The sequence below is a fragment of the Amycolatopsis sp. NPDC058986 genome (assembly GCF_042741125.1).
Taxonomy (GTDB): Bacteria; Actinomycetota; Actinomycetes; order Mycobacteriales; family Pseudonocardiaceae; genus Amycolatopsis.
Genome location: NZ_JBHYJW010000006.1, coordinates 149,002 through 171,385 on the forward strand (window position 1 = coordinate 149,002; position 22,384 = coordinate 171,385).

The 22,384-nt window shown below is 70.8% G+C and carries 24 protein-coding genes; 17 read left to right on the plus strand and 7 right to left on the minus strand.

Annotation, left to right across the window (positions count from 1 at the left end):
* The first annotated feature begins 34 nt into the window (after positions 1–34).
* Entirely contained in the window at positions 35–412 is a 378-nt protein-coding gene (locus ACFW0G_RS08270; protein WP_378324165.1) for a winged helix-turn-helix transcriptional regulator, read from the plus strand.
* Between the two features lie 5 nt (positions 413–417).
* On the opposite strand, the gene ACFW0G_RS08275 is transcribed toward ACFW0G_RS08270, so the two are convergent.
* Positions 418–1,068 carry a response regulator gene (locus tag ACFW0G_RS08275; protein ID WP_378324166.1) on the minus strand — a complete coding sequence of 217 codons (651 nt, stop codon included), beginning with the start codon at positions 1,066–1,068 and terminating at the stop codon, positions 418–420.
* On the minus strand, positions 1,043–2,287 hold the full coding sequence (locus ACFW0G_RS08280) for a sensor histidine kinase (RefSeq protein ID WP_378324167.1): 1,245 nt from the start codon (positions 2,285–2,287) through the stop codon (positions 1,043–1,045). The genes ACFW0G_RS08275 and ACFW0G_RS08280 overlap by 26 nt, the downstream gene beginning before the upstream one ends.
* 192 nt (positions 2,288–2,479) lie before the next feature.
* Here ACFW0G_RS08280 and ACFW0G_RS08285 point away from each other — a divergent pair, with 192 nt between their 5' ends.
* Entirely contained in the window at positions 2,480–3,940 is a 1,461-nt protein-coding gene (locus tag ACFW0G_RS08285; RefSeq protein WP_378324168.1) for a glycosyltransferase family 39 protein, read from the plus strand.
* A 14-nt stretch (positions 3,941–3,954) separates the two neighbouring features.
* Entirely contained in the window at positions 3,955–4,614 is a 660-nt protein-coding gene (locus ACFW0G_RS08290; protein WP_378324169.1) for a GPP34 family phosphoprotein, read from the plus strand.
* 274 nt (positions 4,615–4,888) lie between these two features.
* On the opposite strand, the gene ACFW0G_RS08295 is transcribed toward ACFW0G_RS08290, so the two are convergent.
* Positions 4,889–5,491, minus strand: coding sequence for a TetR/AcrR family transcriptional regulator (locus ACFW0G_RS08295; RefSeq protein WP_378324170.1), 603 nt, complete (start codon positions 5,489–5,491; stop codon positions 4,889–4,891).
* Positions 5,492–5,608: 117 nt separating this feature from the next.
* Here ACFW0G_RS08295 and ACFW0G_RS08300 point away from each other — a divergent pair, with 117 nt between their 5' ends.
* From ACFW0G_RS08300 to ACFW0G_RS08320, 5 genes are all read left to right on the plus strand, one after another.
* Entirely contained in the window at positions 5,609–6,121 is a 513-nt protein-coding gene (locus ACFW0G_RS08300) for a PH domain-containing protein (protein ID WP_378324172.1), read from the plus strand.
* Between the two features lie 77 nt (positions 6,122–6,198).
* Positions 6,199–7,674 (plus strand): PH domain-containing protein, encoded by a 1,476-nt coding sequence (locus tag ACFW0G_RS08305; RefSeq protein ID WP_378324274.1) that lies wholly within the window; start codon positions 6,199–6,201, stop codon positions 7,672–7,674.
* A 9-nt stretch (positions 7,675–7,683) separates the two neighbouring features.
* Positions 7,684–8,463, plus strand: a complete 780-nt coding sequence (locus ACFW0G_RS08310) for an isocitrate lyase/phosphoenolpyruvate mutase family protein (RefSeq protein ID WP_378324173.1) — start codon at positions 7,684–7,686, stop codon at positions 8,461–8,463.
* A gap of 41 nt (positions 8,464–8,504) precedes the next feature.
* Complete coding sequence (locus ACFW0G_RS08315) at positions 8,505–9,527, plus strand: aminotransferase class V-fold PLP-dependent enzyme (RefSeq protein WP_378324174.1); 1,023 nt, start codon at positions 8,505–8,507, stop codon at positions 9,525–9,527.
* Between the two features lie 34 nt (positions 9,528–9,561).
* Positions 9,562–10,224 (plus strand): hypothetical protein, encoded by a 663-nt coding sequence (locus ACFW0G_RS08320; RefSeq protein WP_378324175.1) that lies wholly within the window; start codon positions 9,562–9,564, stop codon positions 10,222–10,224.
* 96 nt (positions 10,225–10,320) lie between these two features.
* On the opposite strand, the gene ACFW0G_RS08325 is transcribed toward ACFW0G_RS08320, so the two are convergent.
* Positions 10,321–11,253, minus strand: a complete 933-nt coding sequence (locus ACFW0G_RS08325; RefSeq protein WP_378324176.1) for a ferritin-like domain-containing protein — start codon at positions 11,251–11,253, stop codon at positions 10,321–10,323.
* A gap of 135 nt (positions 11,254–11,388) precedes the next feature.
* Between ACFW0G_RS08325 and rimP the strand changes: the two genes are divergently transcribed.
* The 7 genes from rimP to ACFW0G_RS08360 all read left to right on the plus strand — a co-directional run bounded on the left by rimP (position 11,389) and on the right by ACFW0G_RS08360 (position 18,221).
* Entirely contained in the window at positions 11,389–11,946 is a 558-nt protein-coding gene (rimP, locus tag ACFW0G_RS08330) for a ribosome maturation factor RimP (RefSeq protein ID WP_378324177.1), read from the plus strand.
* Positions 11,943–12,986, plus strand: a complete 1,044-nt coding sequence (nusA, locus tag ACFW0G_RS08335) for a transcription termination factor NusA (RefSeq protein ID WP_378324178.1) — start codon at positions 11,943–11,945, stop codon at positions 12,984–12,986. The genes rimP and nusA overlap by 4 nt, the downstream gene beginning before the upstream one ends.
* Before the next feature lie 131 nt (positions 12,987–13,117).
* On the plus strand, positions 13,118–13,303 hold the full coding sequence (locus ACFW0G_RS08340; RefSeq protein WP_378324180.1) for a YlxR family protein: 186 nt from the start codon (positions 13,118–13,120) through the stop codon (positions 13,301–13,303).
* A gap of 168 nt (positions 13,304–13,471) precedes the next feature.
* Positions 13,472–16,441, plus strand: a complete 2,970-nt coding sequence (infB, locus tag ACFW0G_RS08345; RefSeq protein ID WP_378324275.1) for a translation initiation factor IF-2 — start codon at positions 13,472–13,474, stop codon at positions 16,439–16,441.
* Positions 16,442–16,587: 146 nt separating this feature from the next.
* Positions 16,588–16,881: a DUF503 domain-containing protein gene (locus ACFW0G_RS08350; RefSeq protein WP_378324181.1), complete on the plus strand. Its 294-nt coding sequence runs from the start codon at positions 16,588–16,590 to the stop codon at positions 16,879–16,881.
* Positions 16,882–16,909: 28 nt separating this feature from the next.
* Positions 16,910–17,386 carry a 30S ribosome-binding factor RbfA gene (gene rbfA / locus ACFW0G_RS08355; protein WP_378324182.1) on the plus strand — a complete coding sequence of 159 codons (477 nt, stop codon included), beginning with the start codon at positions 16,910–16,912 and terminating at the stop codon, positions 17,384–17,386.
* Positions 17,352–18,221, plus strand: coding sequence for an alpha/beta hydrolase (locus ACFW0G_RS08360; protein ID WP_378324183.1), 870 nt, complete (start codon positions 17,352–17,354; stop codon positions 18,219–18,221). The genes rbfA and ACFW0G_RS08360 overlap by 35 nt, the downstream gene beginning before the upstream one ends.
* 289 nt (positions 18,222–18,510) lie before the next feature.
* Here the strand turns inward: ACFW0G_RS08360 and ACFW0G_RS08365 are convergent, their stop codons facing one another.
* Entirely contained in the window at positions 18,511–19,077 is a 567-nt protein-coding gene (locus ACFW0G_RS08365; protein WP_378324184.1) for a TetR/AcrR family transcriptional regulator, read from the minus strand.
* Between the two features lie 91 nt (positions 19,078–19,168).
* Here ACFW0G_RS08365 and ACFW0G_RS08370 point away from each other — a divergent pair, with 91 nt between their 5' ends.
* A complete protein-coding gene (locus ACFW0G_RS08370; protein WP_378324186.1) occupies positions 19,169–19,885 on the plus strand; it encodes an SDR family NAD(P)-dependent oxidoreductase in 717 nt (238 codons plus the stop codon).
* Between the two features lie 6 nt (positions 19,886–19,891).
* Here ACFW0G_RS08370 and ACFW0G_RS08375 read toward each other — a convergent pair whose 3' ends face one another.
* Positions 19,892–20,365 (minus strand): carboxymuconolactone decarboxylase family protein, encoded by a 474-nt coding sequence (locus tag ACFW0G_RS08375; protein WP_378324187.1) that lies wholly within the window; start codon positions 20,363–20,365, stop codon positions 19,892–19,894.
* A 129-nt stretch (positions 20,366–20,494) separates the two neighbouring features.
* On the opposite strand from ACFW0G_RS08375, the gene sigJ reads away from it, so the two are divergent.
* Positions 20,495–21,397, plus strand: a complete 903-nt coding sequence (sigJ, locus tag ACFW0G_RS08380) for an RNA polymerase sigma factor SigJ (protein WP_378324188.1) — start codon at positions 20,495–20,497, stop codon at positions 21,395–21,397.
* A gap of 6 nt (positions 21,398–21,403) precedes the next feature.
* On the opposite strand, the gene ACFW0G_RS08385 is transcribed toward sigJ, so the two are convergent.
* Positions 21,404–22,360 (minus strand): ABC transporter substrate-binding protein, encoded by a 957-nt coding sequence (locus ACFW0G_RS08385; protein ID WP_378324189.1) that lies wholly within the window; start codon positions 22,358–22,360, stop codon positions 21,404–21,406.
* Between the last annotated feature and the right edge of the window lie 24 nt (positions 22,361–22,384).

Here is a 22,384-nt window from a genome sequence, read left to right on the forward strand (position 1 = left end):
GTTACTCTCTCTGGGAGAGTGAGGAGGGGTTGCCGTGGACCTCAGCCCGAACCCGTTCAACCGGGACTGCCCGACCCGCCAGCTGCTCGACCGCATCGGCGACCAGTGGACGGTGCTCATCGTCGGCGCTCTCGTCGACGGTCCGCTGCGGTTCACCGAGATCGGCAAGCGGGTGGACGGCATCTCGCAGAAGGTCCTCACCCAGACGCTGCGCAGCCTGGTCCGCGACGGCATCCTGACGCGCACCGCCTACCCGGTCATCCCGCCGCGTGTCGAGTACGAGCTGACTCCGTTGGGGCGCAACCTCTCCGAGCCGCTCGACATGCTGGATCGCTGGGCCCGCAGCCACATGGGCGAGGTCGAACGCGCCCGCGACGCCTACGACCGCGAAAACACCCCGGTCTCGGCCTGAGCCTCTCAACGGGGGACGAGACCGGCTTCGTGGGCGAGCAGGCCCGCCTGGGTGCGGTTCGTGCAGTCGAGTTTCACCAGCATCCGCGACACGTAGCTCTTCACGGTCGCCTCGGCGAGGTGCAGCCGCGCCGCGATGTCCGCATTGGACAGTCCTTCGCCCAGGCACGCCAGCACATCCGTCTCGCGTTCGGTGAGCCCGGCGGTCTTGCGCCGCGCGTCCTCACCGCGCTGGCGGCCGTCGGACGACAACGCGACGAGCCGCCGCGCGGCTTCCGGCGAGAGCACGGTGTGCCCGTCCGCCGCCACCCGGACCAGGCCGATCAGATCCTCCGGCGGCGTCGATTTCACCAGGAACCCGGCCGCGCCCGCGCGCAGCGCCCGGATCACGTACGTGTCGGCGTCGAACGTCGTCAGCGCCACCACCGCGGGCGCGTCCGGCAGGGCCGCGATGCGTTCGATGGCGGTCAACCCGTCGACACCGGGCATGCGCAGGTCCATCAGCACCACGCGCGGCCGGTACCGGACCACCGCCTCGACCGCCTCCGCGCCGTCCTGCGCCTGTGCCACGACGTCGATGTCGTCCGCGGAGCCGAGGATCGAGCGGAGATGCGCACAGACCATCGGCTCGTCATCGACCACGACCACCGGGATCACTGTGCGCGCCTTCCGTCGTCGGGACGTAGGCGGGCAGTATCGCACCGACCCGGAACCCGCCGCCGGGTACCGGGCCCGCGTCGAACCGCCCGCCGATGAGCTCGACCCGCTGGCGGAGCCCGGCGAGACCCGCGCCGGAGCCTTTGCCCGCCAGCGCCGGATCCGGCGGGGACGCCGCCGCGGTGTTCCGGACCGATACCTCCAGCCCGCCGGTGTGATACCGCAGGTCCACCGTCGCGGACGAGCCGGGCGCGTGCTTGCGGACGTTCGTCAGCGCCTCCTGCACGACCCGGTACGCGGTCCGCGCGATGGTCGGCGAAAGCTGCGACGGATCGCCGGTCACCGAAAGCTCCGTCGGCACGCCCACCGACCGCGATTCCTCGGCCAGCGTCGCCGGATCGCCGGTCGGCGCGGGGCTGAGCGTGCGCGCGTCGAGGTTCGCGCCGTTGCGCAGCACGCCGACGAGATCTCGGAGCTCGTCCAGCGCGAGGGCCCCTTCCCGGCGGATGTCCTCGGCGGCACCGCGCACGGCGTCGTCCTGCGAGGTCACGCCGAGCGCGCCGGCGTGCAGCACCATCAGGCTCAAGCGATGGGTGACGACGTCGTGCATCTCGCTCGCCAGCCGTCGCCGTTCCTCGGCGCGGGCCTGTTCGGCGAGCAGATGCTGTTCACGTTCGGCCCGCTCGGCGCGGTCGCGCAGGGAACGCAGCAGCTGCTTCCGCGCCTCGAAGTACAGCGAGACGACGGCGGGCAGCGCGGTGCTGAGCAGGCCGAACGGCGTGATGTTCCAGCTCGGCTGCCAGGGCCGGGTCGCGATCACCGCGAGGATCCCGGCGACGATCAGCACGGTTCGCCGGTCCAGCACCTTGGCGAGCTGGCTGAGCACCACCGGCGTGATGGTCGGCACCGTCCGCGACGTCACCACCGGATCCACCGGCACGAGCAGGCCGGGGGTGAAGAGGTTGGACGCGAGCATCAGCAGCGCCACCACGACGACGAATCCCGCGACCTGCGCCGGGAACCGGAACAACAGGATCAGCGACAGGTCCGAGATCAGCTGGAGGACCAGCCCCGCCGCCGGGCCGAGCGCGCCCGTCGTGGGCGGGTCGAAGATGTACATCACGACGTCGAGGCCGCAGAAGGCCAGCGCGGCGAAAACGAGCCAGAAGCCGTCGCTCCGACTCGGCCACAACGGCCGGTGCCCCGCTCTCTCCGCCACGTCGTCACGGTAACGGCTGGCGTGTCCCGGCGCGCCCGATCCGCATCCGCGGCGATCCCGATGCCGACGAAAGTTGCGACTCGCGACGGGATCGGCAACTTTCGTCGCCGTGATCACCCTCCTTGCCCGCTTATCCGCACCCCGCCCGGCGCGGTGGACTGGCGGTACCGGCGAGGGAGAGGGGCCAGGGAGATGCAGACCGTCCGAACACGACTCGGGACGCCGCCGTTGCCCGGATTCGCCCGGGTGCCCGTGCTGGTGATCGCGGCGCTCGCGGGCGGCGTGCTGCTGGTGACCAGCAGCCGGTACGCCAGGGGGTTCGACGAGCTGTATTTCCTGGTGGCCGGTCGAGATCATCCTGCCTGGGGGTATTTCGACCAGCCACCGCTCGTCCCGCTGCTGGCAGGCGGAATGGACGCGCTGTTCCCCGGCTCGCTGATCGCGCTGCGGCTGCCGGTGACGCTGGCCGCCGCGGCGGGTGTCGTCGTCACGGCGCTCATCGCGCGGGAGCTCGGCGGGGGACGGGCCGCGCAAGCGATGGCCGCAGGTGCGTACGCGACATCGGGGCTCGTGATCCTCAGCCACTGGATCGCGACGTACACGCTCGACCCGTTCCTGTGGACGGTCGTCGTGTGGCTGCTGGTCCGCTGGGTTCGCACGCGCCGCGACGGGCTGCTCGTCTGGGCCGGTGTGGTGACGGCGGTTTCGCTGGAGACGAAGTTCCTCATCCCGGCGCTGTGGGCGCTGGTGCTGCTCAGCGCGTCGGTGTTCGGGCCGCGGGAACTGCTGACCCGGCCGAAGCTGTACCTCGGTGGTGCGATCGCGGTGATCGCGACGATTCCGACGCTGCTCTGGCAGGCGACGCACGGCTGGCCGTACGCGCGGATGAGCGACGTCGTGGCCGCCGAATTCCCTGGCTACGGGGCCTTCTTCCGCGACGTGCTGACCAGCGCGGGCATCGGCGCCGGGATGCTGGCGTTGCTGTACGGTTTCTGGCGGCTGCTGCGCTCGCCGGACTTGCGCGCGTATCGGTTTCTCGGCGTCGCGTTGCTCGCGGTGATCGTCGCTTTCGCTGTGGCACAAGGACGTTCGTACTACGTGTTCAGCGTGCTCGCGTTGCCGTTCGCGGCCGCGGCGACCGAACTGACGCGGCGGAACCTGGTGCGCTGGTGGCGCGCGGTGGTCTGGCCGGTGTTCGTGCTCTCGGCCGTGATCACTGTCTCCGCTCTTCCGGTCTTCCCGGCGACGATGGCGAAGACCAGCATCGGTTTCCTGCCGCTGGGCAGCGTTTTCGCGCCCGGCGAGCTGCCGCAGGCCCAACTCGGCGAGCAGATCGGGAAGCTGTATGCCGGCCTGCCGCCCGGGGAACGGGAACACACCGCGGTGTTCGCCGAGATCTACCCGATGGCGGCGGCCGTCGAGTACTACGGCAGGCAGTACGGCGTCCCGGATGTCTACAGTGGACACCGAGGGTACTGGTGCTTCGACCGGCCGCCGGAATCGGTGACGAGTGTGGTCTTCGTGGGATTCGACCCGGAGTTGTTACGGCCGTACTTCGACCGCGTGACCCCGGTCGTGGACGGGCTGGTGTGGCGGTACGAAGGCAGAAAGGTGCCGTGGCCGGAGATCTGGCCGTCGGTGAAACGGCAGTGAACGGAAGGAACGCGATGAGTGAGTTGTCGTTACCGGCCAAGGCCTATCTGCTGGCCTGCGATCCCGGGGGCGGGCGGTTGCGCGACCGGCAGCGGGTGAGCCTGCTGGTCCGCGCAGCCGCGCTCACGGATCTGGTGCAGCGTGGCCGGATCGCCGACGATGACGGCAAGGCCGTCGCCGTCGACGAACGCGGGACGGGGGATCTCGTCCTCGACGACGTACTCGCCGAGGTGGCGGGGGATCGGCGGCGTTCATGGCGGTCGTGGGTCCGGCGGGGCGCGAGGGATACGGTGCGGTCGCTCGAAACCCAGTTGGACGCGGCGGGCACGATCGAGCTGAAGGTCTCCCGCGCACTCGGGCTGTTCACGGTACGGCGTCCGCTGGTGTTGGATCGAGGTGCGGCGGACCGGCTTCGCGGCGCCGTCGACGACGCGGTGCGTGGCGCGACAGCAGTGTCCGAAGTGGACTCGGCGGCCGCGGCGCTGGCCGCGCTCGTCGCCGCGGCGGAGCTGCGCACGGTGGTCTCCCGCCGCGATCGGCGGCGTCACCGGGCCCGGATCGCCGAGCTGGAGGAGCGGGCCGGTGCCGCCGTTCCCGCTCTCCGGAAGGTGTTCCGGGAGCTGCGAGCCGCCCGCGCGGCGGCGGTGTCCAACGCCTCGAACCACGGCGGCTGAGTCCCGCATTCCTGCGCCCGAGTTCCACGTTGAGGTGTCTCGGTAGGTGGGGGTGCGGCTTCGCTGGTGGGTGCTTTCCCGGGGTCGTTGTGGTGCGGTGAAGGAGGCCTTCACAGTATGCGGTGGGCCCGGCCGGTGTGTCGCGAACGCTCCGTTCGGGACGCTCATCGTCGGCAACGGAGCGTTCGCGACATCGCGAATAGTCGGCGTACGCGGACGTTCGGTTCGGCACGCGAGTGTTGAACTCGGGCGCGCGAATGCGGGACTCGCGAAGTTAGCCCGGCGGGGTGAAGACGCGGTCGAGGTGGTAGTCCACTGTGGACACCGCTTCGGCCGCGGTCCGATGGCCGAGGAGGATGTTGGAGCCCTGCGAGTCCGCCAGTGCCCACAGGATCGCGGCTTCCTGGTCGGGATCGATCGACGGTGCGACGTCGCCCGCGGCCTGGCCCTGGCGGATCATGTCGGCGAAGAAGCGGAACACGTCGGGCACTCCCTCGCTGAACACCGCGGCCATCGCGGGGTCGGCCAGCGCGCGCACGAAGTAGGCGATCCCGATCAGGTAGTCGCCCTCGGTCCGCTCGTCGTGCGGGAGCATTTCGAGCAGGCAGGTCCGCAGGATGGTCCGCGGGCTCGGGTCGCCGGTGGCGGTGACCTTCTCGGCGATGCGGGCCTCGCGCAGCTTCGCCCGGTGTTCGAGGGCGTACAACAGCATCTCGTCCTTGTTCTTGAAGTAGTGCTGCACCAGGCCCATCGACATCCCGGCCTCGGCCGCGACCTGACGCAGGCTCACGCCCTCGAGCCCGCGCCGGGTGGTCAGCCGCTGCAAGGCTTCGGCGATCTGCGACCGCCGCTCGTCGTGGTCCACCTGTTTCGGCACGGTGTGTCCTGCCCTCTTGAAAGTTACCGTCCGGCTTCACCATGCGACCGCATTGCGAAGCTTTCCCGCTGTCCGTTACGATGCGATCGCATTGTAACCAGCTCTTCGGGGGGAATGGTGAACACAAACTCTGCTCTTGAAAAGCGGGTCGCGCTGCGGCCACCGCGGCACGCCTTGGACCGGCGGGCCATCGCCTGGTGGCGTGCCCAGAGCGCGCTGGTCTTCGGGATCCCGGTGGTGGCGCTGGTGGTACTGGGCCTTCTGCTCCCGGACGCCAGGGTGCCGCTGCTGGTCCCCGGTGTCGTGCTGGCGGTGCTCGGGGCGGCCTGGGTGATCGCGCTGCCGCTGTGGTGGTACCGGGTGCACCGGTGGGAGAACACCGAAACGGCCGTCTACACCCGGTCCGGGTTCGTCTGGCAGGAGTGGCGGGTCGCGCCGCTGTCCCGCATCCAGACCGTCGACACGCTGCGCGGGCCGCTGGAGCAGCTGTTCGGTCTCGCCACGCTCACCGTCACCACCGCTTCGGCACGCGGCGCGATCAAGATCCGCGGTCTCGACGCGGAGGTCGCCGCGCGGGTGGCCGAGCAGCTCACCGAGCTCACCCAGGCGACGCCGGGTGATGCCACGTGACCGCGCGGTTCGACAGCCAGGAGTTCGCCGATTGGCACCGTCTCGACCGGCGCACGCTCGGCGTCAGCGCCCTGACCATGGCGGGAGTCGCCCTCGGCGCGGCGATCCCGACCACCATCGGCATCATCGGCGGCGGCACGCGGTGGTGGCTGGCGCTGTTGTTCGTGGTGCCCGCGGCGATCGTGTTCGTCGGCGCGATCGTCTTCGGCGACTACCTGCGCTGGCGCGGGACCCGTTACCGGTGTACGCCCGAACGCCTCGAAGTGGTGTTCAGCCTGGTGATCCACTCGCGGAAATCCCTGCCGCGCGAACGGATCCGCAGTGTCGATCTCACCGCGAACCCGCTGCACCGGCTGCTCGGCGTCGCGGTGCTCACCATCGGCACCGGGCAGCACGAGAAGTCCGGCCACGGCCGGATCAAGCTCGACCCGCTCGCCCGCGCCGACGCCGAAAGCCTGCGCACGGAACTGTTGCACCGCACGGAAAGCAAACCGGCAGCGGTGGCCGACGACAACGTCCTCGCACAGCTCGACTGGCAGTGGCTGCGGTACGCGCCGATGTCGTTCCTCGCGCCCACGCTGGGGCTCGCCGCGTTCGGCGCGCTGTTCAAGGTCGCCGACTGGTTCGGCGCGCAGAAGGGCTTCATCGCGTGGGTTTTCGAGCGGTTCCGCGAATTCCCGCTGGTGGTCACGATCCTGGTCCTGCTCGCGGCCGCGCTGGTGGTCGGCGTCGTGGGCGCGCTCGCGCTGTTCGTCGAGATGTGGTGGAACTACCGGCTGGAGCGTGAACCGGGCGGCACGCTGCGAGTGCGACGCGGATTGCTGACCACGCGGTCGATCACCGTCGAGGAGCGGCGGCTGCGCGGGATCGACCTGGTCGAGCCGCTCGGCAACCGGCTCGTCGGGGCCGCGCGGGTGGACGCCGTCGCGACGGGCATGCGGCAGAAGAACGACGACGACAAGACCGACTACCACACACTGCTGCCCGCGGCGCCGCGCGCGGAGGCCCACCGCGTCGCCGCGCTGGTGCTGCGGGAACCGGTGTCGCCGACCGAAACCGTGCGACTGCGGTCGCATCCGGTGGCGGCCAGGGGACGGCGGCTGCGGTGGGCGCTGATCGGGGCCGCGCTGCCGGTACTCGTGCTCGTGGTGCTCGGCCTGCTGCTCACCGACGTCCTGCTGATCATCGGCGTGGCGCTGGCCGTGGTCGCGTTCCCGGTGGCGGTGCTGCTCGCGTTCGAGGCCTATCGCAACCTGGGACACGGGATCACCGGCCGCTATCTGGTCGCGCGCAGCGGTGCCGTCCGGCGCAGCACCGTCGCACTGGAACGGGACGGGGTGATCGGCCTCGTCGTGAAGCAGTCCGTTTTCCAGCGGCGCAAGGGATTGGTGACGCTGACCGCGACGACGGCGGCGGGCTCCGGCGCGTACTCGGTCTTCGACGCCGCCACGGACGAAGCACTGGAGTTCGCGGACACCGCCACTCCCGGCATCCTGACGCCGTTCCTCGCCGCGCCCGAAGGTTCGGCCGCCGCCGAACGGTCCAGGTTCTAGGTTCGGGGCATGACCGACTTCACCGCGTTCCGCGACCTGCACGTTCCCGGCACCCCGCTGCTGCTGCCGAACACCTGGGACTTCGGCTTCGGCGCTCTCCTTGCCCAGCAAGGGTTCCCGGCCATCGCCACGACGAGTCTCGGGGTGGCGGCTGCGGCGGGGGAGCCGGACAGCGTGCCCTCGGGCCGTGCGGCCACGGTCGCCCTCGCACGGACCCTCGCGAGGCTGGACGTCCTGCTCACGGTCGACATCGGGGAGGGGTTCAGCGCCGATCCCGGGGAGGTGGCCGACCTCGTCGAGGAACTCGCCGGAATCGGCGTCGCAGGCGTGAACCTCGAAGACTGGCGGGTGGCGGACGGGCGGCTGGCCGACGTCGACGCCCAGTGCGCGCTGATCCGTGCGGTCAAGGACCGCGTGCCGGACCTGTTCCTCAACGCGCGCACCGACACCCACCTCGGCGGCGACCACTCGGCGGACACCGCGGCGGAGCGCGTACGGGCCTACGCGGGTGCGGGCGCGGACGGCGTGTTCGTCCCCGGGCTCGTCGCGCCCGAGGACGTCGAGCGGGTGGTTTCCGCGGCCGGGGTCCCGGTGAACCTGCTGTTCATCCCGGGGGCGGTCACGCTCGCCGGGCTGGCAGATCTGGGCGTCGCACGCGTGAGTGTCGGCTCGCTGCCGTACCGGGTAGCGCTGGTCTCGGCGCTCGAAACCGTGCGCGCGGTCCGGGACGGCGGCGAGCTTCCCGCGAAGCCGCTGACCTTCGACGAGATCGCCGCGCTGGTGGGATAAGGGGGTGAATCCGGGCGGGGTGGCTGTCTAGGGTCGGGGCCATGCACGCCTTCGGAGCCGAATTCGCCGCCCCGCCCGGATATCTCAACACACCCAGCATCGGTGTCCCGCCCGCCGCTGCCGCCGACGCCGTCGCCGAAAGCGTCGAGAAATGGCGTCGCGGTGAGGCCCGGCCGTACGACTTCGACGCGATCGTCGACAGCTCCCGCGCGGGTTTCGCGCGATTGGCCGGCGTCCCGGCGGACCGGGTCGCGATCGGCGCGTCGGTGTCCCAGCTGATCGCGAATGTCGCCGCCGGGCTGAAGGACGACGCGCGGGTGCTGGTCGCCGCGGGCGATTTCACCAGCGTCACCTTCCCGTTCGCCGCGCACGCCGACCGCGGGATCACCGTGACCGAGGTCCAGCCGGACCAGCTGGCGAGCCGGGTCGAGGGACACGACCTCGTCGCGGTGAGCGTCGTCCAGTCGGCCGACGGGAGCATCGCCGACCTCGCCGCCCTGCGTGCCGCCGCCGAGGCCACCGGCGCCGCCGTGCTGCTCGACGCCACCCAGGCCGCCGGCTGGCTCCCGCTCGACGTCGCGTGGGCCGACTGGGTGATCGCCGCCGGGTACAAGTGGCTGCTCTCGCCGCGTGGCTCGGCGTGGATGGCGGTGCACCCGCGGGCACACGAACGGACCCGCCCCGCCGCGGCGAACTGGTACGCGGGCGGCGACGACCGGTGGAACAGCATCTACGGCCTGCCGCTGCGCCTGGCCGGGGACGCGCGCGGGTTCGACCTCTCCCCGGTGTGGCTGGCCCATGTCGGCGCCGCCGTGGCACTGGACTACCTCGGCTCGCTCGACCTCGCCGAGGTCCGCGCGCACAACGTCGGCCTGGCGAACTCGCTGCTGGGCGCGCTCGGCCTGCCCGCGCGGGACACCGCGATCGTGTCGCTGGCCGCCGACGCCGGGCGGATGGCCGCGGCGGGAGTCGTGTCCGGCGTGCGGGACGGCAAGGTCCGGGTCGGCTTCCACCTCTACAACACCGCTGACGACGTCGAACGCGTACTTCGCGCCTTCGAGTGAACCCGGCAGGGGCGGTGAACTACCGTATGTGCCCGTGGTTGGTGCACCCTTTACCCCCGGACCTTCGGACACCGCCCCGCTGGGCGCGGTCGGCGCCCGTCCGGGGCCGTCGCCCGCTCCCGCGCGGGACAGGCGCGCGTTGCTGCTCAAGGGAGCCGGGCTGGTCGCGATCGCGATCGTGTCCGGGCTGATCTGGTTCCTGATCCGGCACAAGAGTGCCCCGGAGCAGGTCGCCCAGCCGCCCGCGAACACCGGCGAGTTCACCTTCGGCCTCGTCAACGGCCCGCTCAAGTCGGGTGACTGCGCGGCGAAGTCCTACGGCACGACGCAGAAGCTCTTCCAGCAGACGCCGTGTGTGTCGTTGTCCCGCGCGTTGTACACCACCGAAAGCGGCGGGGCGAAGGCGCTCGTGTCGGTCGTGCTGGTGACCATGCCGGACGCCGCCTCGGCTGCCCAGCTCAAGACGCTGACCGAGAACGACGGCACCGGGAACGTCACCGATCTGGTGAAGGACGGCACGTACAAGGCGCCGGGCGCGCCCCGGGTGAGCGCGGAGAAGGCGGCGTACGCGTCGAAGGCCGATGGCACCGACGTGACCATCGTGCTCACCGACTTCTTCGCGGGGCACAAGGACGCCCCGCTGCTCAAGCGCATCGCGAACGACGCCGTCCGCCTCTCCACCCAACTCCGCCAGTAGCGCCCGACCTCGCCGCCTCCCTGGGCCCGAGTGCCGTTAAGGCCACCTTGCGGGCGTCAGATGCCCGCAAGGTGGCCTTAACGGCATTACACGGTCTCAGCGTGACTGGGCTTGGCCCGGCATGGCGACGGCGGTGGGTTTCTCGCCCGCTTCGGCTCGCCACGGCGTGCCCCGGCGGGCGGCCGCGACCATCGCGGCCAGTGCCATTCCGCGCAGCGCGGCGTCATCGGTGCGGGTGAGGACGTTCAGCCAGGCCGCCGCCGTGTCCGACTCGGCCGTGGCGATGACCACGGCCGCGGAGCCGCTGTCGGTGACCGGCTTCGGCGGCACGTACGCCGCTTCCGGCGCCACGGGGGACGTCCCGGCGGCGGAGATCATCTTCCGGCACAGGTCGCGCCGCTCGGCGTGCTCGGCCATCCCGCTCTTCTCCGCGTCGCCGAACGCGGCCGGGAGGAAGGCACTGACCAGCCCGTACACCCAGACCGCCGCGTGCTCGGCGGCGAGGGCCTTCTGCAGCGGGTCGATCGCCTCCGGCGGGAGCGCGCCGGTGGGCGCGGCCGGGTCCGGGGCGTCCTCACCGGGGCCCAGCGGCGGGGCGACACGCTGGAGCGCCGCGCAGCCCGCCGCGATCGACGCGACCAGGCCCGCTCGGTACCTCGGCAGCCCGCCGACGAGGTCCGCGGCCTGCTTGCGTGCCTCCGCCAGCCGGTCGCGGAACCCGTCGACACCGCTCGGCGGGACCGGCGTGGAGGACGGCGCGGCCGCCTTCGGCCGGTTCAATCGGTCCACTTCGGACTTGAGCGCCGCGGCGTGCGCGGCACGGGCTTCGGCGACCTGAGTGGCGACGGCGTCCGTCGCGAGCGCCCTGGCGGCCGCGGCGTCCGCCTCGGCGGCGGCGAGCAGCGGGGCCAGCGGATCGGGGCTCTCGTCGTTGCCCCCCGAACAGGCGGCCAGCGGCACGGCCAGTGCGGCCAGCGCCCCCGCTCGCAGGGCGGCACGTCGGCTGAACTCGATCGATCTTGCGGTCACGTCGGCCCATCCTGCCAGGTCCGCCCACGGCACCGCCGCTCGCGCGTGACGGCGGCCCCACCAGATAAGCTGGTCCACTACGACCGCAGTCGTGACCAGCCCGCCCGCTCACCCAGCCGAACAGGAGTGCTCCACGTGCCCAACGAACTCGCCAGCCGGCTGGAGCCGATAGTGGCCGAAGCCGTCAGCACCGCGGGTTTCGACCTCGACGCCCTCGAGGTGCAGCAGGCCGGCCGCCGCCGGCTGGTCAAGGTCGTCGTCGACTCCGACGACGGCGTCGGGCTGGACGAGGTCGCCGAGGTGAGCCGTGCCGTGTCGGCCGCACTCGACGACAACGATCACGTACTGGCCAGTGCCTACACCCTCGAGGTCACCTCGCCGGGCCTCGACCGGCCGCTGACCCTGCCGCGCCACTGGCGCCGCGCCCGGTTCCGCCTGGTGCGTGTCACGCCGCACGAGGGCGCCGCGTTCGTCGGCCGCGTCGGCCACGCGGGCGAGAAGGCCGCGCGGATGCTGGTCGGCGGCGAGCTCACCGACGTCGGCTACGCCTCGGTGGCCAAGGCCGTTGTCGAGATCGAATTCAAGCAACCACCGGCCGAAGAACTGAAACTGTTGGAGGAGGACGCGTCCGGCATGATCCGTGCCACCGGCGGCGAACCCGCCCCGACCGCACCTGAGGAGGGGCAGAAGTGAACGTCGACATCGCCGCCCTGCGCGCCATCGAGCGGGACAAGGACATCCCCTTCGAAACGGTCATCGAGGCCATCGAGACGGCGCTGCTGACCGCGTACAAGCACACCGAGGGCCACCAGCCGCACGCGCGGATCGACATCGACCGCAAGACCGGCCTGGTCCGCGTCCTCGCGCACACCCTCACTCCCGACGGCCAGGTCGACGAGGAGTGGGACGACACGCCCGAGGGCTTCGGCCGGATCGCCGCGACCACCGCGCGCCAGGTCATCCTGCAGCGCCTGCGCGACGCCGAGCACGAGAAGACCTTCGGCGAGTTCTCCGCGAAGGAGGGCGAGATCGTCGCCGGGGTCGTGCAGCGCGACGCCCGCGCCAACGCGCGCGGCATGGTCGTCGTCCAGGTGGGCGACACCGAGGGCGTCCTGCCTTCGGGTGAGCAGGTGCCGGGGGAGCCCTACGAGCACGGCAGCCGCATCAAGGCGTACGTCCTCGTCGTCTCCCGCAGCAACCGCGGCCCGCAGATCACCCTGTCCCGCTCGCACCCGAACCTGGTGCGCAAGCTGTTCGCGCTGGAGGTCCCGGAGATCGCCGACGGCACCGTCGAGATCGCCGCGGTGGCGCGCGAGCCGGGACACCGGACGAAGATCGCGGTCAAGTCCACCGTTTCGGGCGTCAACGCCAAGGGCGCCTGCATCGGGCCCGTGGGCGCGCGCGTGCGCAACGTGATGAGCGAGCTGGCAGGCGAGAAGATCGACATCATCGACTACTCGGACGACCCCGCCACGTTCGTCGGGAATGCCCTGTCCCCGGCGAAGGTTGTGTCGGTGACGGTCGTGGACGAGCGGGCGAAGGCCGCCCGTGTCGTGGTGCCCGATTTCCAGCTGTCGCTGGCCATCGGCAAGGAGGGGCAGAACGCCCGCCTCGCCGCCCGGCTGACCGGCTGGCGGATCGACATCCGCAGCGACGCGGCCCCCGCCGAGGCGGGTGATCAAGGCCACTCCGAAGATCCGCGGCCCGCCGCGACAACCGGTTCGGCTGAGTGAAGGTCGAAGCGCTAGACTCAGGAGTGGTTCGAAGTCCGCGGCGGGCATCCGAGCACCAGGCGCACCGGGAATCTCCGGTGCGCACATGTGTGGGTTGTCGGCAGCGGGCCTTGATCGGTGAGCTGTTCCGAGTGGTCGTGAAGGACGGGCGGCTGGTCGTCGACGAACGTCGGCGGCTGCCGGGCCGGGGAGCGTGGTTGCATCCCGGGCCGGACTGCCTGGCCAAGGCCGAGCGGCGGCGAGCCTTCCCCAGGGCGTTACGCGATCCTGGGGCGCTCGACGCCCAAGCGGTCCGCGAGTACCTCACGGGCACCTAGGCGGCGCACCGAGCGAGACACGGAGCCGGGACATCCCCGGGTCCGCACGGAATGAAGGAAGCAGGTCGACCCGTCATGAGTCAGCCGTGAAGCTGAAGCCATGAACGCGCGACGATAAGGACGAGGTCAGCGGGTCCGCCGCCTGGCCTCCCCTAGATGAGGAGAGCTGTGCCAGGCAAGGCCCGTGTACATGAGCTCGCTAAGGAGCTCGGCATCACCAGCAAGGAAGTTCTCGCCAAGCTCAAGGAGCAGGGCGAGTTCGTGAAGTCCGCGTCCTCCACGGTCGAGGCGCCGGTCGCCCGCCGGTTGCGGGACGCGTACTCCCCGAAGAGCGCGGCCAAGAAGCCCGCGCCCACCCCCGGCCCGCCGGCGCGTCCCGCGCCGCCCGCGGCCAACGGCGCGGCCCCCGCGTCGCCGAAGCCCGCCGCGCCCGCTCCGCAGGCCCCGGCGGCCAAGCAGCAGGCCCCCGCGCCGTCCGCGCCGAAGCCGGGCGGTGCCCGTCCCGGCCCGCGGCCCGGTCCGCGCCCGGCGCCCCAGCAGCAACCGCAGCAGCAGGTCCCGGCCGCGAAGGCCGAGCCCGCCGCGCCCAAGCAGGACACCCCCGCGCCGTCCGGCCAGCAGTCCTCCGGCACGGTCGTCCCGCCCAAGCCGCAGGGCCCCAAGCCCGGTGGCCCCAAGCCCGGTCCGCGCACGCCGCGGGTCGGCAACAACCCGTTCGGCGTCGGTTCCGGCGCGCCGGCCCCGCGCCCGCCCGCACCGCGGCCGGGTTCGGGTCCCTCCGGTGACCGTGCGCCCCGTCCGGGTGGTGGCTCGGAGCGTCCCGGTGGCGGCGACCGGCCGGCACCGCGTCCCGGTGGCGGTTCCGGCGGTGGCAACCGCCCGAGCCCGGGCAACATGCCCCCGCGCCCGAACCCCGGCATGATGCCGGGCCGCCCGGCCCGTCCGGCCGGCGGTCCCGGTGGCGGCCGTGGTGGTCCCGGTGGCGGCGCTCGTGGCGGTCCCGGTGGCGGCGGTCGTCCCGGTGGCGGCGGCGGTTTCCGCGGCGGCCCCGGTGGCGGTGGCGGCGGCGGTGGGTTCCGCGGCGGTCCCGGTGGGGGCGGCGGCGGTGGCGGTTTCCGTCCCGGTGGCGGTGGCCCCGGTGGCGGCGCCCCGGCCGGTGGCGGCGGTTTCCGTGGCGGCGGCGGTGGCCGTGGTGGCCCCGGTGGCCGTGGCGGTACCGCGGGTGCCTTCGGGCGCCCGGGTGGTCCCTCGCGCAAGGGCCGCAAGTCGAAGCGGCAGAAGCGCCAGGAGTACATGGACAACATGCAGGCGCCCAGCGTCGGCGGCGTCCGCCTGCCCAAGGGCCAGGGCGAGACGATCCGGCTGCCGCGTGGTGCCTCGCTGACCGATTTCGCGGAGAAGATCGACGCGAACCCGGCCTCCCTGGTCCAGGTGCTGTTCCACCTCGGCGAGATGGTCACCGCGACGCAGTCGGTGTCGGACGACATCCTCGAGCTGCTCGGCGGCGAGATGAACTACGTCGTCCAGGTCGTGTCCCCCGAGGAGGAGGACCGCGAGCTGCTGGAGACCTTCGACATCACCTACGGTGAGGACGAGGGTGGCGAGGAGGACCTGCAGGTCCGGCCGCCGGTCGTGACCATCATGGGTCACGTCGACCACGGTAAGACCCGGCTGCTGGACACGATCCGGAAGACGAAGGTGCGCGAGAGTGAAGCCGGTGGCATCACCCAGCACATCGGCGCCTACCAGATCGAGACCGAGCTCGAGGGCACCCCGCGCCTGATCACCTTCATCGACACCCCGGGTCACGAGGCGTTCACCGCCATGCGTGCCCGCGGTGCGAACTCGACCGACATCGCGGTGATCGTGGTGGCGGCCGACGACGGTGTCATGCCGCAGACGGTGGAGGCGATCAACCACGCCCAGGCCGCGAAGGCCCCGATCGTGGTGGCGATCAACAAGATCGACAAGGAGGGCGCGAACCCGGACAAGATCCGGCAGCAGCTCACCGAGTACGGCCTGATCGCCGAGGAGTACGGCGGCGACACGATGTTCGTCGAGATCTCCGCGCGGCAGAACATCAACATCGACGGTCTGCTCGAGGCGATCCTGCTGACCGCGGACGCCGCTCTGGACCTGCGGGCCAACCCGAACATGGAGGCCCAGGGCGTCGCGATCGAGGCGCACCTCGACCGCGGCCGCGGTCCGGTGGCCACCGTCCTGGTCCAGCGCGGCACGCTGCGCGTCGGTGACTCGGTCGTGGCGGGTGACGCCTACGGCCGCGTGCGCCGGATGGTCGACGAGCACAACGTGGACGTCACCGAGGCACTGCCCTCGCGTCCGGTCCAGGTCATCGGGTTCACCTCGGTGCCCGGCGCGGGCGACACCTTCCTGGTGGTCGACGAGGACAGGGTCGCCCGGCAGATCGCCGAGCGGCGTTCGGCCCGGACGCGGAACGCGCTCAACGCGTCGCGCCGCAAGCGGGTCAGCCTCGAGGACCTCGACTCCGCCTTGAAGGAGACGAACAGCCTCAACCTGATCATCAAGGGTGACAACTCGGGTACGGTCGAGGCGCTGGAGGCCTCGCTGCTCCAGCTGGACGTCGGCGACGACGTCGAGCTGAACGTGGTGCACCGCGGTGTCGGTGGCGTGACCGAGTCGGACATCGACCTGGCGACCGCGTCCGACGCGATCGTCCTCGGGTTCAACGTCCGTGCACAGGGCAAGGCGACCGAGCGGGCCGCCCGCGAGGGTGTCGACGTCCGCTACTACACGGTCATCTACCAGGCGATCGACGAGATCGAGCAGGCGCTGAAGGGCATGCTCAAGCCGGAGTACGAGGAGGTCGAACTCGGCAGGGCGGAGGTCCGCGAGGTCTTCAAGTCCTCGAAGTTCGGCACCATCGCCGGTTGCCTCGTCACCTCGGGCGAGATCCGGCGCAACGCCAAGGCGCGTCTGCTCCGCGACGGCACCGTCGTGGCGGAGAACCTGCCGGTCAGCTCGCTGCGGCGGTTCAAGGACGACGTGGTCGAGGTTCGCGACGGGTACGAGTGCGGTCTGACGCTGGGCTCGTACAGCGACATCAAGGTCGACGACCAGATCGAGACCTACGAGCAGCGGGAAAAGCCCCGCGCGTGACGGCTGGTTTGGGGGAGGGGCGTGCTCACACTGCGCTCGCCCCTCCCCGCCGTCACGGTGTCCTTTGGGGGTCGAACCCCCAAACCCCCGCCAGGGGGCAAGCCCCCTGGACCCCCGCTGTGGTCGCGTTCGGCCTTCGAGGAGACATGTTCGTAGGCAGTTTGGAGCTCGACATCCTGCTCGGCGACGTCCATTCGCTGAAGCAGAAGCGATCCGTGGTCCGTCCGGTGCTCGCCGAGGTGCGCAAGCGGTTCTCGGTTTCGGTGGCCGAGGCCGGTCATCTCGACCTGCACCGCAGGACCCTGATCGGAGTGGCCGTGGTCGCCGCGGAGGGCACGCACGTGCGTGACGTGCTCGACTCGTGCGAGCGTTACGTCGCGGGCAGGCCGGAGTTCGAACTGCTCTCCGCGCACCGCAGGCTGCTCGGACCGGACGATTAGCACAGAAGTTTCCTGCAAGGAGAAAGACATGGCCGATCCGGCTCGGGCGCGCAAGCTCGCCAAGCGGATCTCGCAGATCGTGGCGTCCGCGATCGAACACGAAGTCAAGGACCCGCGGCTGAACTCAGTGACCATCACCGACACGAAGATCACCGCCGATTTGCACGACGCCACGGTGTACTACACGGTGCTGGGCGAAACCATCGACGCGAAGCCGGACCTCGCCGGCGCCGCGGCGGCACTGGAGTCCGCCCGCGGGGTGCTGCGGTCGAAGGTGGGGCAGGGCACCGGTGTCCGGTATACGCCCACGCTGACCTTCGTGGCCGATAGCATTCCCGAGGACGCGAAGCGCATCGAGGACCTCTTGGAGAAGGCTCGCGAGGCGGACGCGGAGGTGGCTCGGCGGGCGACGGGGGCGCGGCACGCCGGGGACGTCGACCCGTACAAGGCGCCTCGGGAAGAGGTCGACGATGACGAGTTCGCCGAAGGAGAGCACCGAGCCTGACCGGGTTTCCGGGCTCTCCCGCCGCGGCCTGCTGTTCGGCGGTGCCGCGGCACTGCTCGCCTCGGGCTGTTCGCCGGACACCACGCCGGTGGTGGGCCCGCCCGCGTCGTCGGCGCCGGTGGGCCCGACGCCGCTGAGCAGCCCGGTGACGGTGGAGCGCGTGCGGTCCAAAGCCCGCGGCAGAGACGTCGACCTCGTGCTCATCGCCCCGGAAGGCACGCCGACGACCGGGCTGCCGGTGTGCCTCGCGCTGCACGGCCGGGGCGCGAGCGCGCGTACGTTCCTCGAGCTGGGACTGCCCGAGGCGTTGAAGCAGATCGTCCACAGTGGAACGAAGCCGTTCGCGATCGCCGCGGTGGACGGGGACAACTACTGGGTGGACCTCGGTTCCGGCGACGATCCGCAGCGGATGCTGACCGAGGAGATGCCGGGCTGGATCGCCCAGCGCGGGTTGCGCCCGATCGCCGGGGCGCTGGGGATTTCGATGGGCGGCTTCGGCGCGTTGCGTTACGCCCGTGACCATCGCGAACTGAGCGCGGTCGCCGTGTGCAGCGCCGCGTTGTTCCTCAGCTGGCCCGATGCCCGCTCGCGCAAGGTGTTCGCCGACCAGCGGCAGTGGGAGGACAACGAGCCGCTGCTGCACACCGAGGGCCTGGTCGGCTCCCGCACCGGGGTGTGGTGCGGAACCGGGGATCCGTTCGTGACCGCGGACCGCAAGCTCATCAAGGCCGTTCAGCCGGCGGGCGGGAAGATCTCGGCCGGCGCGCACACCGACGACTACTGGCGCGAGGTCCTGCCCGACGCGCTGCGCTTCGTCGGCGAGCGCCTGTCCTGAGCCGGCGAAAATTTCCATCGCCGAAGGAAAAATCTTCGCACAAGCCCTGCAGGTAGCGGGGTTCTCGCGTTTCGTCGCGGAAACTCATGTCTCGCATTGCTGTCCTTTATGGACTCTGGTGTTGCCCAAGGGATTCTTCAGTTCGTTGAGTGCTATGAAGGACCCTCACGGCTTTCGGTGTTCCTGGCAGTGCGTGGCCAGAACGCGGGCATGTCGCGAACGCGTCGTTGGGGACGATCGGCGTCCCCTGCGCGTCGTTCAGGACACCCGCGCAGCGCCCAACGAAGCATCAGTCCTCGGGGAGCGGATGGGCCGCCTCGGCGCGGAACCCGTCGAGCAGCAGGCCGAGGCTACGCCGCCACCGCGGTGACCCGGTCGTCGCCGCGAACACCGTGCCGAGGTCTTCGAGCCGGAAATCGGCGCGCAGGGCGCCGGATTCCTGGGCGCGGGCGATGATCCGGCCCATCCGTTCCCCGATCGCGAGCTTGGTCGCGCCGAGTTCGGACTCGGTCCCGAAGGTGCGGACGCACACCTCGGTGAAACCCCGGTCGGCGACCTGCATCGCGATGGAACGTTCCAGGAAGAGCACGAAACCGTCCCAGGGATCGTCGGCGGCCAGTGCCTCCTCGGTGTGCGTGAGGGACGTCCGCAATGTCGGCAGGAAGGCGGCCTCGACGAGGGCGTCACGGGTGGGAAAGCGGTTGTACAGCGTGCCGATCGCCACGCCGGCGCGGCGGGCGATCTCCTCCAGTGGAGCGTCGAGCCCCTTGGTGCCAAAGGTTTCGCGGGCGGCGGTGACCAGCGCTTCCCGGTTGCGCCGGGCGTCCCGGCGCAACGGGCGCTGATCAGTGCTCACAGGGTCGAGTATAGCTAAGTTGAAAGCAGCCTCAACTTTGGCTACAGTGAGAACTTGAGGGGGGCCTCAAGTTCTGTGGCCGGGAGGCATCGTGAAGACAGTGGCGATTTTCGGGGCGGGGCCGGGTGCGGGGTTCGCGACGGCACGCCGGTTCGGTCGTGAAGGGTTCCGTGTCGCGCTGGTCGCGCGCAGCGGCGAGCGGGTGGCGGCGTTCGCGAAGGAACTGGCGGGGGAGGGGATCGAGGCCGAGGCCTTCACCGCCGACCTCGGCGATCTGGACACGCATACCCGGGTCGTGGACGCCGTCACCGAGCGGTTCGGGGGCATCGACGTCGCGGTGATCAACGGTTTTCTGCCCTACGAAGCCATTCGGCCGATCCTCGACCTGGACGTCGAGGCGATGCGGGACGTGCTGCGTGGCACGGTGCTCGCGCCGATGTCGCTGACCCGGCTGATCTTGCCGGGCCTGCGGGAAAAGGGTGACGGCGCGCTGCTCTACGGCCTCGGACTGTCCGCGAAGACGCCCGCACCGCCCCTCGCCGCTCCGGGCTCGGGGCAGGCGGGCCTGCGCAACTACATTCACAACCTGCACACCGTGCTCGCTCCCGAAGGCGTCTACGCCGGTGCGCTGACCATCGGCAAACTCGTCCAGGGCAGCGACGCGCAGGCGTTGTTCGACCGCAGTGTCGAGGCGCGCCACGGTTTCGACCCGGAACGCGTGGAGCCGGAGGAGCTGGCCGAACGGTACTGGGAGCTGTACACCCGGCGCGAGCGTGCCGAGATCACTGTCGGGGAGCTGGTTGCGTGACGCGGATCAGCCGAACTGGCCGGGCTGGTAGTTGCCCGCGGGCTGCTGCGTGATGACGTTCACGCGGTTGAACGCGTTGATGAGGGAGATGGTCGCCACCAGTGCGGCCAGCTGATCCTCGTCGTAGTGCTTGGCGGCGTGCGCCCACGCGTCGCCGGTGACTCCGCCTGCCGCGTCGGCGATGCGGGTGCCCTGCTCCGCCAGCTCCAGGGCGGCGCGTTCGGCCTCGGTGAACACCGTGGCCTCCCGCCAGGTCGCGACCAGGTTCAGGCGTGTCGGGGTCTCCCCGGCGCGCGTCGCCTCCTTGGTGTGTATGTCGACGCAGACCGCGCAGCCGTTGATCTGGCTCGCGCGCAGCGCCACCAGTTCCTCCGTCGCGCGGGGCAGTGCCGAGTCCGCTAGTGCCCTGCTCGCCGAGACGACGTGCTTGAGGAACTTGGCCGCGACCGGATTACCGTGGAAGTCGAGTCGGGCGTCCATGGTGTTCTTCCTTTCGTGTTCCGCCGTTACGTCCCACCGACGAGACAGCCCGCCAGGATGTGAGGGTCACATTCCGGCGGGCTGTCTCGTCGTACTGGTGACGGCAGCACGCGGCCAAGGAGCGAACTCATGAAGACACCAGGTGACCCCCGGCTCGATCCGAGCCTGAGCGCGATCATGAGCGAGCGGCGGCAGCTGATCAATCTCGCGTACCGGCTCCTCGGCTCGCTGGCCGACGCCGAGGACGTCGTGCAGGAGGCCTACACCCGCTGGTATGCCCTGTCCCGGCAGCAGCAGGAGGCCATCGCCTCGCCCGGTGCCTGGCTGATGAAGGTCGCCGGGCGCATCTGTCTGGACGTGCTCGGCTCGGCACGCGCGCGGCGCGAAAGCTATGTGGGCGAGTGGATCCCGGAGCCACTGCCCGATCATCGGGAGTGGAGCGAGGGGCGCGCCGACCCGGCCGACCGGGTCACCCTCGACGAGTCGGTCACCATGGCGTTCCTGGTCGTGCTCGAATCGATGACCCCGGCCGAACGGGTGGCGTTCGTCCTGCACGACGTCTTCCGGTACCCGTTCGCCGAAGTGGCCGAGATCGTCGGCCGGTCTCCGGCGGCGTGCCGTCAGCTGGCCTCCTCGGCCCGTCGCCGCATCAGTGCGTCCCAGGCTCCCGCTGCATCGGTGGCTTCGCGCGCCGACATCGTCAGGGAGTTCAAGAAGGCATGGGAGGCCAAGGACATCCCGGCGCTCATCGGTCTGCTCGACCCCGACGCCACCGGTATCGCCGACGGCGGCGGCCTGGTCAACGCCGCGCCTCACCCGATCGTGGGCGCCGAGCAGCTCGCGCGTTATCTGGTCACGATCAGCGGCGTGTTCGCCGGGCGGACGATCCTGGAACGCACGGTCAACGGCCAGCCCGGCCTGGTGATCCAGCAGGACGGCGTCACCTCGGCGGTGATCGCGCTCGGCATCGCGGACGGCCGGATCACGCATTTCTGGGCGGTCCGGAACCCGGAGAAGCTCCGGCCGTGGTGAGTCCTTTCACTTGCGCGGCAAGCCTTTCGGGTTCACCTCCGACGCCGCCACCGCCTCGTTCGTGAGGTTCCAGCGGTTGAGGACCTCCGCGTACTGGCCGTTGGCGATCTCGTGCTGCAGGGCCTTCTGCAACGCGTCGGCCAGTCCGTTGCCCTTCTTCGTCATCGCCGCGATGTCCGCGGGGATCTGCCCACCGCCGGAGACGGTGCCGACGATCTTGGCCTGCTTGTCCACCGCGACGTGGTAGGTGGCCGTCGGGTTCGGCCCGACGTAGACGTCGATCCGGCCGGACTTCAGCGCCAGGTAGTAGTCCGAAGTGGTCTGGTAGTACTGGAACTTCACGGGTTTCAGCCCGGCGGCCCTGTTCTGCTCGTCCCAGCGCAGCAGGATCTGCTCCTGGTTCGTCCCCGAGCTGACGCCGACGGTGAGCCCGGCGATGTCCTTCGGCTCACGCACGGTCAGGTCCTTGTCGGACCGGGCTTCGAAGGCGAGCGTGTCCCGCCGGTACGTCGCGAAGTCGTACTTGTCCTTGCGTTCCTCGGTCACCGTGACGTTGGAGAATCCGGCGGTGTACTGGCCGTTCTCCACCGAGAGGAACAGGTTCTCCCACGACGTCGGCTGCAGATCGAGCTTCAGCCCGAGGACGTCGGCGACGAGCTGGGCGATGTCGGGCTCGACACCGATGATCGTCTTGTCGTCGTCGGCACGGAAGGACAGCGGCGGTGTGCCGTTGCCGGTCGTGCCGACGACGAACGTGCCCCGCGCGCGGATGCCGGCGGGCACGAGGTTCGCGATCTCGTCCACCTTCCGCGCGCGGACCCGGTTCTGCTGCGCGGTGATGTTGATCCCGTTCGCGGCGGGCTGCGACGCGGTCTGAGGTGTCGCGTCACCGGCGTCGCAGGCCGTCAGGCTCAGGCCCAGCAACGTCGCGAACAGGACGGGACGCAGGAAGGTGCTTCTCACGCGGAACTCCTCGGTGAAGTGTCC